At 70.8% G+C, this 12,432-nt stretch carries 13 protein-coding genes; 10 read left to right on the forward strand and 3 right to left on the reverse strand.

From position 1 onward, the window contains the following. Positions 1-46 precede the first annotated feature (46 nt). Genes alaS through RM788_RS39350 form a run of 4 tightly spaced genes read left to right on the forward strand, consistent with a single transcriptional unit; the run spans position 47 to position 5,350 of the window. A complete protein-coding gene (gene alaS, locus RM788_RS39335; RefSeq protein WP_315924774.1) occupies positions 47-2,719 on the forward strand; it encodes an alanine--tRNA ligase in 2,673 nt (890 codons plus the stop codon). Next, positions 2,716-3,231, forward strand: coding sequence for a Holliday junction resolvase RuvX (ruvX, locus tag RM788_RS39340; RefSeq protein WP_315924776.1), 516 nt, complete (start codon positions 2,716-2,718; stop codon positions 3,229-3,231). Before alaS ends, ruvX begins: the two co-directional genes overlap by 4 nt. Positions 3,232-3,280: 49 nt before the next feature. Beyond that, positions 3,281-4,507, forward strand: coding sequence for an endolytic transglycosylase MltG (gene mltG / locus RM788_RS39345; protein WP_315924778.1), 1,227 nt, complete (start codon positions 3,281-3,283; stop codon positions 4,505-4,507). Positions 4,508-4,510: 3 nt separating this feature from the next. Further along, on the forward strand, positions 4,511-5,350 hold the full coding sequence (locus RM788_RS39350) for a shikimate dehydrogenase (protein ID WP_315924780.1): 840 nt from the start codon (positions 4,511-4,513) through the stop codon (positions 5,348-5,350). 317 nt (positions 5,351-5,667) lie between these two features. Here RM788_RS39350 and RM788_RS39355 read toward each other — a convergent pair whose 3' ends face one another. From RM788_RS39355 to RM788_RS39365, 3 genes are read right to left on the reverse strand one after another with little or no spacing between them, the layout of a single operon-like run. Then, entirely contained in the window at positions 5,668-5,937 is a 270-nt protein-coding gene (locus RM788_RS39355; protein WP_315924782.1) for an HPr family phosphocarrier protein, read from the reverse strand. A gap of 36 nt (positions 5,938-5,973) precedes the next feature. Beyond that, on the reverse strand, positions 5,974-7,269 hold the full coding sequence (locus RM788_RS39360) for a PTS transporter subunit EIIC (protein ID WP_315924783.1): 1,296 nt from the start codon (positions 7,267-7,269) through the stop codon (positions 5,974-5,976). After that, entirely contained in the window at positions 7,266-8,045 is a 780-nt protein-coding gene (locus tag RM788_RS39365; RefSeq protein ID WP_315924785.1) for a GntR family transcriptional regulator, read from the reverse strand. Before RM788_RS39365 ends, RM788_RS39360 begins: the two co-directional genes overlap by 4 nt. Positions 8,046-8,199: 154 nt before the next feature. Between RM788_RS39365 and RM788_RS39370 the strand changes: the two genes are divergently transcribed. From RM788_RS39370 to RM788_RS39395, 6 genes are all read left to right on the forward strand, one after another. After that, complete coding sequence (locus RM788_RS39370; RefSeq protein ID WP_106197021.1) at positions 8,200-8,436, forward strand: PTS sugar transporter subunit IIB; 237 nt, start codon at positions 8,200-8,202, stop codon at positions 8,434-8,436. Next, positions 8,433-8,888 (forward strand): PTS sugar transporter subunit IIA, encoded by a 456-nt coding sequence (locus tag RM788_RS39375; protein ID WP_315924789.1) that lies wholly within the window; start codon positions 8,433-8,435, stop codon positions 8,886-8,888. The genes RM788_RS39370 and RM788_RS39375 overlap by 4 nt, the downstream gene beginning before the upstream one ends. A gap of 187 nt (positions 8,889-9,075) precedes the next feature. Further along, positions 9,076-9,645 (forward strand): prepilin peptidase, encoded by a 570-nt coding sequence (locus tag RM788_RS39380; protein WP_315924791.1) that lies wholly within the window; start codon positions 9,076-9,078, stop codon positions 9,643-9,645. 12 nt (positions 9,646-9,657) lie between these two features. Then, complete coding sequence (gene aroC / locus RM788_RS39385) at positions 9,658-10,857, forward strand: chorismate synthase (RefSeq protein WP_315924794.1); 1,200 nt, start codon at positions 9,658-9,660, stop codon at positions 10,855-10,857. Then, a complete protein-coding gene (locus RM788_RS39390; RefSeq protein WP_315924796.1) occupies positions 10,854-11,357 on the forward strand; it encodes a shikimate kinase in 504 nt (167 codons plus the stop codon). Before aroC ends, RM788_RS39390 begins: the two co-directional genes overlap by 4 nt. A gap of 3 nt (positions 11,358-11,360) precedes the next feature. Further along, positions 11,361-12,410 (forward strand): DNA glycosylase AlkZ-like family protein, encoded by a 1,050-nt coding sequence (locus tag RM788_RS39395; RefSeq protein WP_315924798.1) that lies wholly within the window; start codon positions 11,361-11,363, stop codon positions 12,408-12,410. Positions 12,411-12,432 lie beyond the last annotated feature (22 nt).

Consider the following 12,432-nt stretch of genomic DNA (forward strand, 5'->3'; position numbering starts at 1 on the left):
GCCTTCCCGCGCCCCTCCGACCGCAATACCCCCTGAAGGACTCCCCGTGCAGACCCACGAGATCATCAAGCGCTTCCGCGACCACTTCGAGCGCGCGGGCCACACCGTCGTGCCCAGCGCGTCGCTGCTGCTCGACGACCCGAACCTGCTGTTCGTCAACGCCGGCATGGTGCCGTTCAAGCCGTACTTCCTCGGTGAGGCCCCCGCGCCGTACAAGCGGGCCACCAGCGTCCAGAAGTGCGTGCGCACCGGCGACATCGAAGAGGTCGGCAAGACCACCCGGCACCTGACGTTCTTCCAGATGGCGGGCAACTTCTCGTTCGGCGACTACTTCAAGGAAGACGCCATCCGGCTCGCCTGGGAGCTGATCACGGGGTCGCAGGCCGACGGCGGTTACGGGTTCGACCCCGAGCGCCTGTGGGCGACGGTCTACCACGACGACGACGAGGCGTTCGAGCTCTGGCAGAAGGTGGCGGGCCTGCCGCCTGAGCGGATCCAGCGCCGCGGTGTCGAGGACAACTACTGGTCGATGGGCGTGCCCGGCCCGTGCGGCCCGTGCTCGGAGATCTACTACGACCGCGGTCCGGAGTTCGGACCCGCCGGCGGTCCTGTTGTGGATGAGGACCGCTACCTGGAGATCTGGAACCTCGTCTTCATGCAGAACGAGCGCGGACCGGGTGGCGCGAAGAAGGACTACCCGATCCTCGGCGAGCTGCCCGCGAAGAACATCGACACCGGCATGGGCGTCGAGCGGGTCGCGTTCCTGCTCCAGGGCGTGGACAACGTCTACGAGACCGACCTGGTGCGCGCGGTCATCAGCAAGGCCGAGGAGCTCTCCGGGCGGAAGTACGGTGTCGACAAAGCCGACGACGTGCGGTTCCGCGTCATCGCCGACCACGCCCGCAGCAGCGTCCTGCTGATCGGCGACGGCGTGACCCCCGGCAACGAGGCCCGCGGCTACGTGCTGCGCCGCCTGCTGCGCCGCATCGTCCGCTCCTCGCGCCTGCTGGGCGTGTCCGAGCCGGTGCTGCCGACGTTCGCCGAGGTCGTCCGCGACACGATGGGGCAGGCCTACCCGGAGCTGGTCGAGAACTTCGTCCGCATCCAGCAGATCATGCGCGCCGAGGAGGAGACCTTCCTCCAGACGCTGGCCGCCGGGTCGCGGATCTTCGAGACCGCAGCCGACCAGATCAAGGCCGACGGCCGCGCCACGTTGCCCGGCGACAAGGCGTTCCAGCTGCACGACACGTACGGCTTCCCGATCGACCTGACGCTGGAGATGGCGTCCGAGGCCGGTCTGACGGTCGACGAGGACGGCTTCCGCAAGCTGATGGCCGAGCAGCGCGCCCGCGCCAAGGCCGACGCGGCGGGCAAGAAGACCGGCCACGGCGACCAGACGGTCTACCGCGAGCTGCTCGACCTCGGCGCGACCGAGTTCGTCGGCTACACCGACCTCGCCGCCGAGGCGACCGTGCGCGGCATCGTCCGCGAGGGCGCCCGCGTGAAGTCGGCCCGCGAGGGCGAGATCGTCGAGGTCGTGCTCGACCGCACGCCGCTTTACGCCGAGTCCGGTGGCCAGGAGAGCGACGCGGGCGTGATCGTGGCCGACGGCGCCGAGCTGGAGGTCGTGGACGTCCAGAAGGTCGCCCGCAAGCTCTGGGTGCACCAGGTGCGCGTGGTCAGCGGCGAGATCGCCGAGGGCCAGCACGTGGAGGCCCGCGTCGACCAGGAGTGGCGCACGGGCGCCCGGCAGGGCCACTCGGGCACGCACGTCGTGCACGCCGCCCTGCGCCAGGTGCTCGGCCCGTCCGCGTTGCAGAGCGGCTCGTACAACAAGCCCGGCTACCTGCGGCTCGACTTCGCGTGGACCGGCGGCCTGTCCGACGAGACCCGCAGCGAGATCGAGGAGGTCTCGAACCTCGCGGTCCGCAAGGACCTGCCGGTCCGGGTGGTCTACACCGACATGAACGGCGCCCAGGAACTCGGCGCGGTCGCCCTGTTCGGCGAGACCTACGACGAGTCCGTGCGCGTCGTCGAGATCGGCGGCCCCTGGTCGCGCGAACTCTGCGGTGGCACGCACGTCGAGCACTCGTCGCAGATCGGCCCGGTCACGCTGCTCGGCGAGTCGTCCGTCGGCTCCGGTGTGCGGCGCATCGAGGCCTACGTCGGCATCGAGGCGTTCCGCTTCCTGGCCCAGGAGCGGGCGCTGGTCCAGAACGTCTCCGCCATGCTGAAGGTGCCGAACGCCGAGGTCCCCGGCCGCGTGGAGGCGCTCGTGGAGCGGCTGCGCGTCGCCGAGAAGGAACTGGAGCGCCTGCGTGGCGTCCAGCTGCTGTCCTCGGCCGGCCAGCTCGCCGACAGCGCGCTGGACGTCCGCGGCGTGGCACTGGTGGCGCTCGCGCTGCCGGAGGGCACCTCCGGGGCCGACCTGCGCACGCTGGGCTCCGAGGTGCGCAACCGCCTCGGCTCCAAGGCGGGTGTCGTGGCCCTGTTCGCGCCGGACGGCGCCAAGGCCAGCTTCGTCGTCGCCACCACCTCCGCCGCCCGTGACCTGGGCTTGGCCGCGGGCAAGCTCGTGCCCGCGTTCGCCCCGGCGCTGGGCGGTCGCGGCGGTGGCAAGCCGGACCTCGCGCAGGGCGGCGGCACCGATCCGTCGGGCATCCCGGCCGCGATCACGGCGCTGCGCGCCGAGCTGGATCGCGCGGTCGAATCCCGTTGACCAGCCCTGATCGACCCGGCGCCGACGATCCCGGCCGCGGAAGGCGGCTGGCCGTCGACGTCGGGTCCGTCCGGGTGGGGGTCGCGATCAGCGATCCGACACCGTTCCTCGCCACGCCACTCGCTACTCTGGTGCGTGACGAAAAGAACGGTGGGGACCTGACGGAACTCACCGGGCTGGTAACCGAGCACGACGTGGTCGAGGTCGTGGTCGGATTGCCGAGGACCCTGGCCGGTCGGCACGGACCGGCCGCCGAACTGGCCACCGCGTACGCTGCGGATCTGGCCGGCAGGATCGCACCGGTACCGGTGCGGCTCACCGACGAGCGGTTGACGACCGTCGTCGCGAGCCGTGTACTGGCGCAACGCGGGGTGCGGGGCAAGAAACAACGTGCAGTCGTGGACCAGGCCGCTGCGGTGGAGATCTTGCAGTCCTGGCTCGACGCACGCGCGCTATTCGTGGCTCGATCCGCTGAGGAGGATCGAGCCCCCGGAGCGAAGGACGGCACGTGAGCGGGCTCATCGGCTCGGCACTGCGTCCGAGCGTTAGCGAGGAGAGCTCGTGACGGACGACCTCGGGTTGTTCACCGATCCCGACGCGCACCAGGATGAGCGCCCACGACCGGCGCGGGGCAAGGCCGCCGTGGCCGCCCGCCGCGCCAAGGTGCGGCGCAAGCGGACGATCCTGTGGGTCGTCGTGGCGCTCGTGCTCGGCGTCGGCGGTGTGGGGGCCTACTACGGCTACCAGGAGCTGCGCGGCATCGGCTCGTTCGAGGACTTCGAGGGCGCGGGCGAGACCGACGTGGTCGTCGAGGTCAAGGACGGCGACCCCGTCACGGCCATCGCGAGCACGTTGAAGGACCAGGGCGTCACGGCCAGTGCCCGTGCCTTCACCGAGGCGGGCAAGACCGATGACCGGGTGACCTCGATCCAGCCCGGCTTCTACCTGATGAAGACGAAGATGTCGGGCACGGCGGCGGTCGCCAGGATGATCGACCCCGCGACCAAGATCACGCCGCTGGAGGTCAAGGGCGGCAACGTCCTGCACGACATCACCGGCGGCGACGGCAAGGTCGTCAAGGGCATCCTGACGCTGCTCTCGGAAGCCAGCTGCGTCGAGCTGGACGGCGTGAAGAAGTGCGTCACCCCCGAGGAGCTGCGGACCGCCGCGGACACCGCGGACCCGGTCGCCCTCGGCGTCCCGGACTGGGCGCTGGCGGATGTGAACAAGGCCGAGAAGGACCGCCGCCTCGAAGGCCTCATCGCCCCCGGCCTCTACCAGCTCAAGCCCGGCGCGACGGCCGTGGAACTGCTCAAGAGCGTCATCACGACGTCGGTGTCCCGCATCCAGGGCTACGGCATCCCCTCGGGCAGCAAGGACACCGGCTTCCGGCCCTACCAGATCCTGGTGATGGCCTCCCTCGTGGAGAAGGAGGGCATCGGCAAGGACTTCGGCAAGGTCGCCAGGGTCATCACCGGCAGGCTCGCCGTCAGCCAGAAGCTCGAACTCGACTCCACGGTCAACTACAAGCTGGACAAGCCGAACATCACGACCAGCGACAGCGACCGCGACGCCTCGGGCGCCTACAACACCTACCAGAGCCCCGGCCTGACCCCGACGCCGATCGGCTCGCCCAGCCGCGAGGCCATCGCCGCCGCCATCAAGCCGGAGCCCGGCAAGTGGCTGTTCTTCGTGAAGTGCCAGAAGGACGGCACCTCGTGCTTCAACGAAACCCTCGAGGACCACGAGAAGGCCGTCGACAAGGCACGCGCGGAAGGCGTCTTCTGACCCGTGGTCTCCCGTGCCGCCGTCATCGGTTCGCCGGTGTCGCACTCCTTGTCACCCGTCCTGCACGGCGCCGCCTACACCGCGCTCGGCCTTGACTGGACGTACTCGCGGGTCGAGTGCGACGAGGCGGGCGTGCCCGCGCTGGTGGCGGGCCTCGACGAGTCGTGGGTGGGTCTTTCGGTCACCATGCCGGGCAAGCGCGCCGCACTGGCCGCCGCCACCTCGGTGACCGAACGGGCCGCCGTGGTGGGCGCGGCCAACACGCTGGTGCGCGTGCCGGACGGGTGGCGAGCGGACTGCACCGACGTCGACGGCGTCGTCGGCGCGCTGCGTCACGCAGGCGGCTTCACCGGCGGCAGCAGGGGCCTGCTCCTAGGCGCAGGCGGCACCGCAACAGCCGCCCTGGTCGCCTTCGCCGACCTGGGACTGTCCGAAGTAGACCTGGTGGTCCGCGACCCATCACGGGTCGGGGAAGCGCTTGCCTGCGCCGCACGCGTGGGACTGGAACTGACCGTGACGGGCTGGTCCACAGCCGACTTCGGCGCACTCGCGAGTGTCGCGGATGTACTGGTGAACACGGTGCCTCCAGCAGCCACCGAACCAGTGGCAGACCTGCTCGCCAACGCACCGTGCCTGCTCGACGTCATCTACCACCCGTGGCCAACACCACTCGGCAACGCTGTGCTCAAACACGGCCGAACCATGGCCACCGGCCTGGACATGCTGCTCCACCAGGCTTTCGGCCAGGTAGAGCAGTTCACCGGCCAACCAGCACCACGCGAGTCCATGCGCAAAGCACTGAGAACCGCCACCGGCGAACTCCTACCACTCCCCATCGACTGACCAAACCCAAAGCCAGGCCTTGTCGGCGCAGCCGATGCTTGAGTCGGCGCAGCCGATGCTTGAGTCGGCGCAGCCGATGCTTGAGTCGGCGCAGCCGATGCTGGCGCTAGCCAGACCTACCCCCCGACCCGATCCGAAGCCATCTCTGGGCTTGACGGAGCTTGTCAAGACAGCTTCATCGTCTTGACAAGGTTCGGCAAGTCTAGAACACTCGGCGAGCGGGTTGGAGGCATGTTCTCTAGAGCCAACCCAAAGCAAAGAGGCCGCACACCCCCAAAGGGGACGCACGGCCTCTCCACTCACGCAGCTCGGGCGAATCAGCCCTCGTCGAGATCCGTGGTGATGATCGCCGCGATGGCTTCCAGCGCGGCGTCCGCGCCCTCGCCGTCGGCCGTCAGCACCACTTCGTCGCCGTGCATCGCACCGAGCGTCATCAGGCCGAGCACGCTCGCGGCCTCCACCGGTTGGCCGTCGTCCTTGCGGATGGTGACCTTGACCGGCTGACCGGCAGCGGCTTTCGCCAGCAGTGCCGCGGGCCGGGCGTGGAGCCCGACCTTGCTCGCCACGGTGACCCGTCGCTCAGGCATGATCCGTCCTTTCCTTCGGTGCTCCCGCGGGGGGAGTCAGTCCCTCAGCGGCTTGCCGGAGGTCGTCGAGGTCTCGGCGGCGGTGACGACGCTGGGGTCGGCCTCCGGGTCCTCGTCGTCCTCGCGGCCGGGGGTGTTCAGGTTCCACTTGGTGATGACGAAGCGGAACAGGAAGTAGTAGATCGCCGCGTAGACCAGGCCCATGACGATCAGCAGGATCGGCTTGGTGGCGATGTTCCAGTTCAGGATGAAGTCGATCGCGCCCGCCGAGAACGAGAACCCGTCGTGGATGCCCAGCGCGTTGGCGATGGCCAGCGAGGTGCCGGTCAGGACCGCGTGGATCAGGTACAGCGGCCACGCCACGAACATGAACGCGAACTCGAGCGGCTCGGTGACACCCGTGATGAACGAGGTCAGCGCGGCGGAGCCCATGATGCCGGCGATGATCTTCTTCTGCGACGGCTTGGCGGTCTGCCAGATGGCGAACGCCGCGGCGGGCAGGGCGAACATGAAGATCGGGAAGAAGCCGGTCTGGAACGTGCCCGCGCTCGGGTCGTGGGCCAGGAACCGGTTGATGTCGCCGTGGACGACCTTGCCCGTGGCGTCGGTGAAGTCGCCGAACTGGAACCACACGACGTTGTTGATGATGTGGTGCAGGCCGAGCGGGATCAGCAGCCGGTTCACGACGCCGTAGATGCCCGCGCCGATGATCGTGCTACCGGTGATCGCGTTGCCCAGGCTGGTCAGGCCGCTGTTGAACAGCGGGAAGAGCAGACCCAGCACGACGCCGATGATGATCATCACGCCGGCGACCATGATCGGCACGAACCGGCGTCCGCCGAAGAACGCCAGGTACGGGGGCAGCTTGATGCGGTGGTACCGCTGCCAGAGCACCGCCGTGACCAGACCGACGACGATACCGCCGAGAACGCGGTAGTCGATGAACTTCTGATCCGCGGGCAGAGCGCCCTCGGCGAGCGGGAGGACCAGCGGCGAGAGTGCCTTGAACACGCCCTGGAGCACGACGTAGCCGACGACGGCGGCCAAGCCGGTGGAACCGTCGCCGCGGCGGGCGAAGCCGATCGCGATGCCCACGGCGAAGAGCAGGGGGAGGTTTCCGAAGATGGAATCCCCTGCCGCGCCGATGACCGCGGCCACCTTGTCCCAACCCAGACCGTCCTTGCCGAGCAAGTCGGCCTGACCGAGTCGCAACAAAAGACCGGCTGCCGGCAACGCGGCGATCGGCAGCATCAAGCTGCGACCGAAGCGCTGGAGCGTGGCAAGTCCCTTGATCTCACGACCGCCGGTCACCTGTGGGGCGCTGGCGCTCATCGAGTACCTCCCTTGGCGGAGTGCGGGCCGGAATCCGGGACGGTCCGGTCCAATTGCATCGTCACCTGGTAAAGATCGCCCCGGTACCAGGAAGTCATGTCCTCCACGGGTCTGCCATGCGAGCTGGCGACGCGGCGGAAGACGAGGAGCGAGCTGCCCTTGCGGACGCCGAGCAGCTTCGCGGTCTCGGTGTCGGCGCTTTCGGCCCACACCGTCTGCTTGGCGTGGTCGAGCTGCACGCCGTAGGTGTCCGCGATCAACGTGTAGAGCGACGTCGACAGGTCGTGGCGGCGCAGTTCCGGCACGATCCGCGGGTTGTACCAGCCGCGTTCCACGGCCAGCGGGACTCCGTCGGCCCTGCGCAGACGGACCAGCTGGTACGCCCGTTCCCGCGCGGCCAGGTCGAGCGCGCTCGCCGCGGAATCCGGCGGGACGGCCTCGTCGCAGCTGAGCACCTCGGTCGCGGGGGTCATGCCGCGCTTGCGCATGTCGTCGGTGAAGGACTCCAGGTAGAGCTGGACGTCCAGGCGGCGGCGGGCGGTGAAGGTGCCGCGCCCCTTGGCCCTCGTCAGCAGACCCTCGGCCACGAGCTGCCCGACGGCTGCTCGTACGGTGATGCGCGACACCTCGTACCGGTCGGCCAGGTCGCGCTCGGACGGGATCGGCGAACCGGGCGGCAGTTCCTGCTCGGCCAGCTTGCGCAGGATGTCGCGGAGTTGGGCGTGCTTGGGCTTCGGACCGTCGACGATCCTCGTCGGAGTCTCCCTCTCACCCATGTGCACCTCCCCGCGCTCGCTTGCCGGCGACCTCATTGGTACTTTCCGGTCTAGACCAGTTTGTGCGGGGAGAATGCTCTCCGCGCGGAGCGGGTGTCAACCGCCGTTACGTGACCGTGGCCAAGCGGTGTCACCAGTCGAGAGAGGACACGAAGTGGCTGACGAGAAGGCGGAGAAGATCCTCGCTGCGCTCGGCGGGGCGTCCAACATCATCGAGATCGAGCCGTGCATCACCCGCCTGCGGTGTGAGCTCAACGACGGTTCGGTCGTCGACGAAAAGGCGCTGAAGTCCTTGGGGGCGCACGGGGTCATGCGTCAGGGCAACGTCGTGCAGGTCATCGTGGGACCGGAGGCGGACACGATCGCCAGCGACATCGAGGACCTCCTGTGACGCTCAGCGTCGGGAGCCCGGTCGCGGGTCGGGTCGTGTCGCTGACCGAGGTCCCGGACCCGGTCTTCGCCCAGGCGATGGTCGGACCCGGCATCGCGGTCGAGCCGGACCGGGTGGCCGCGGACGTGGTGTCCCCGGTCGACGGCACGATCGTCACGCTGCACCCGCACGCGTTCGTCGTGGCCACCGAGAGCGGCGCCGGGGTGCTCGTGCACCTCGGCATCGACACGGTCAAGCGCAAGGGCGAGGGCTTCACCCTGCACGTGGTGAAGGGCGAGACCGTGCGCGCGGGTCAGGCCATCGTCAGCTGGGACCCGGCCGAGGTCGAGGCGGCCGGGTTCGCGCCCATCTGCCCGGTCATCGCGCTGGACGCCCCGGCGGACGTGCTCGGCGACCTGGCCGAGGGGTCCACGGTCGCCGTGGGCGATCAGCTGTTCTCCTGGCAGCGCTGAGCTCCACGCGGGTGTTCTTCGAGGCATGAGGCGCATCGAAGGACACCCGCGTGACGCCTGGCAAGGGCCCTGTGCGTCGATCCGGTGAACCCCGAACCCCAGGTTCACCCGTCCGGGGCTCCGTGAACGGTCCGTTCGGCGGTACTCGTCCTTGCCCGAGGGCGGGGTGGGGCCGGACCGTGGACGCATGCACTTCACCGCCCTCGGATTCCTCGCCGGCACGACCGGCGCCCTCCTGCTGAGCCGCCTCCGCCGCGGCGCGGACGTGCACTGGCTCTGGTGCGCCCTGCCCACGTCGCTGCTGTGGACGATCGCCGCGCTCCGGCACCCGCCGCCGCACTGGCTCGCGCTGACGCTGGCCCTCGGGTGGCTCGCGGTGCTGCTCACCGCCACCGATCTGCTCCACCGGCGATTACCCGACGCGCTGACCCTGCCCGCGTACCCGGTCGCGGTGGCCCTCCTCGTGCCCGCGGGTGGGCAGGTGGTGCTCCGCGCGGCCGTCGGCGGTCTGCTGCTGGGCGCCGCGCACCTGGTGGTCCGGCTGCTCGCGCCCTCGGCGCTCGGCGGTGGCGACGTGAAGCTGGCCGCCCCGCTCGGCGCGGTGCTGGGCGCGGTCTCCTACGCGGCGGTGCCGATCGGCGCCCTGCTCGCCTGCGCGTTCACCCTGCTGGTGGCGCTCGCCCGTCCGAATGGCGGGATTCCGCACGGACCCGGACTCCTGGCCTCGACCTGGGTGATCTCGGTGTTCACGCTGTGAAAGGATCGTCCCGTGCTGCGTTGGATCACCGCTGGGGAGTCACACGGACCCGCTCTCGTCGCCGTGCTGGAAGGCATGGTCGCGGGGGTGGAGGTCACCACCTCGGACCTCACCGTCCAACTGGAACGCCGCAGGCTGGGCTTCGGCCGCAGCCCGCGGATGGGGTTCGAGGCCGACGAGGTGAACATCCTCGGGGGCGTGCGCCACGGCCTGACCCAGGGCGGCCCGATCGCCGTCACCATCGGCAACAGCGAGTGGCCGAAGTGGGAGACGGTCATGTCCGCCGACCCGGTGGACCCGAGCCTGCTCAAGCCGACCGGCCGCAACGAGGCGCTCACCAGGCCCCGGCCCGGCCACGCCGACCTGCCGGGAATGCAGAAGTTCGGCTTCGACGAGGCCCGTCCGGTGCTGGAGCGGGCGAGCGCCCGCGAGACGGCCGCGCGCACCGCGCTCGGCACGGTCGCCCGGCGCTTCCTCAAGCAGGTGTTCGACGTCGACATCGTGAGCCACGTGGTCTCCATCGGCGGCGCCTCGACGCCCGAGGGGTCGGCCGTGCCCGGCCCGGACGACCTGGACGCGGTCGACGCGAGCCCGGTCCGCGCGTTCGACCCGGCGGGCACCGCGGCCATGGTCGCGGAGGTGGAGGTGGTCAAGGAGGCCGGTGACACGGTCGGCGGCGTGATCGAGGTGATCGCGTACGGCCTGCCGCCGGGCCTCGGCTCGCACGTGCACTGGGACCGCAGGCTCGACTCGCGGCTCGCCGCCGCGCTGATGGGCGTGCAGGCGATGAAGGGCGTGGAGATCGGCGACGGCTTCACGTCGGCGACCCGGTGGGGCAGCCGGGCCCACGACGAGATCGACCGCGGCAAGGGCCCGTCGGGCGTCAGCCGCCGGACCAACCGCGCGGGCGGGCTCGAGGGCGGCATCACCAACGGCGAGCCGGTGCGCGCCAGGGTGGCGATGAAGCCCATCTCGACCGTCCCGAAAGCACTGTCCACTGTGGATGTCCGCACCGGCGAGGCCGCGGTCGCGATCCACCAGCGCTCGGACGTGTGCGCGGTGCCGCGCGCGGGCGTCGTGCTGGAGTCGGTGTTCGCGCTGGTGCTCGCCGAGGCGGCGCTGGAGAAGTTCGGCGGCGACTCGATCGGGGAGACCAAGCGCAACGTGGCCTCCTACCTCGAAGCACTCGAAGCCCGCTGGGAGGGCCTGTGAGCACGCCGGCGTACGTGGTGCTCGGCCCGCCCGGAGCGGGCAAGACGACCGTCGGCCTGCTGCTGGCGCAGCGGCTCGGCCTGCCGTTCCGCGACGTGGACGACGACATCGTGGTGACGGCGGGCAAACCGATCTCGGACATCTTCACCTCCGACGGCGAGCCGGTGTTCCGGGCCATGGAGGAGCAGGCCGTCGCGGACGGGCTCAAGACGCACGAGGGCGTGCTCGCGCTCGGTGGCGGGGCGGTGCTGTCGGCTGCGACCAGGGAGCTGCTGGCGGGCCACACGGTGGTGTTCCTCAACGTGGGCATGGCCGAGGGCGTGAAGCGCACCGGTCTGTCGAGTTCGCGACCGCTGCTCACGGGCATCAACCCGCGGGCGACGTTCAAGGCGCTGCTCGACGCGCGCCTCCCGCTGTACCGGGAGGTCGCGACCATCGAGGTCGCCACCGACAGCCTCGAACCGGAGCAGGTCGTCGACGCCGTGCTCGGACCGCGCTGACCCGTGGAGGCGACGCGCGCCGGAGTCCTGGCACACCGGGCGGCGGCGCAGGGCCTGCACGGCGGTGTCGCGCTCGACGACGTCGAGGCGCTGGCGCTCGGGTTCGTCGACAGCCCGCCCAAGACCGGCGGCGCGGGCATCGCGGTGCGCACCGGGCCGGGGGAGTTCGACGGGCTGGTGCGCGTGCTCAGCCTGCGCGGCGCTCCGCACCTGCACCGGAGGGCGGACCTGCCCGCGTTGCGGCGGGAGCTGCGGCCGCGCACCCCGCGCGCGCTCGCGGCCTGGATCGGCGGGTTCGACCCGCCGGACCCGGAGCACCTGGACCTGCTGGTGGAGTTGCTGCGCCGCGAGTTCCCCGGTGAGCGCGCCACCAAGGGCGAGCTGTCCGCCGCGGTGAGCCCGCTGCTGCCCGCCGACTGGACGCCGTGGTGCCCGCCCTGCGGGGCGCACCACGTGGTGGACGGGCTGTTCCGGCTCGGCACGCTGCTCGCGGGCCTCGAACTGGACCACGTCGGGGCCAAGCTGGTGTTCCGCAAGCCGTCCGGGCCGCCGCCTCCGGTCGAGGACGCGGGCGAGCCGACCCTGCTGCGCGCCTACGCCCGCCTGGTCGGGCCGTTCGCCAAGGCGGACGCGGAGAAGTGGCTCGGCGCCGGGCCGCCTCCCGCGTGGCCCGAAGGCCTGCGGCCGATCACCGTCGACGGCCGCAAGCTGCTGGCGTTGGACGAGGTCGCCCCGGCCGCGCCACCGCCCGCGGCGCTGCTGCTGTTCCACCGCGACCCGTACCTGCTCGGCCCGCGGTGGCTGGTGGCGCCGGACGCCGCGGTCGCCAAGCGGGTGTGGCGGCCGGTCGGCAGCCCCGGCGCGCTGGTCGTGCACGGCGAGGTCGTGGGGGAGTGGCGGTACGCCTTCAGCGGCCGGACGGTGACGTTCACCGTGCGCGGCTGGGGGCTGATCAGGGGCGCGGCGCGCAAGGCGCTGGGCGGGCAGGCGGAGTTGCTGGCGGCGGTGTGGGGCGGCGCCGCGCTGGAACCGAACGTGGTCGAATGGGCTTAACCGTGAACGAGGGAGAACAGCG

The organism is Umezawaea sp. Da 62-37 (assembly GCF_032460545.1).
Taxonomy (GTDB): Bacteria; Actinomycetota; Actinomycetes; order Mycobacteriales; family Pseudonocardiaceae; genus Umezawaea.

Coding starts and splice junctions, on each gene's coding strand:
- RM788_RS39380 (WP_315924791.1), top strand. CDS start 9,076: ATGCACTTCACCGCCCTCGGATTCCTCGCCGGCACGACCGGCGCCCTC.
- RM788_RS39360 (WP_315924783.1), bottom strand. CDS start 7,269: ATGAGCGCCAGCGCCCCACAGGTGACCGGCGGTCGTGAGATCAAGGGA.
- RM788_RS39355 (WP_315924782.1), bottom strand. CDS start 5,937: ATGCCTGAGCGACGGGTCACCGTGGCGAGCAAGGTCGGGCTCCACGCC.
- RM788_RS39365 (WP_315924785.1), bottom strand. CDS start 8,045: ATGGGTGAGAGGGAGACTCCGACGAGGATCGTCGACGGTCCGAAGCCC.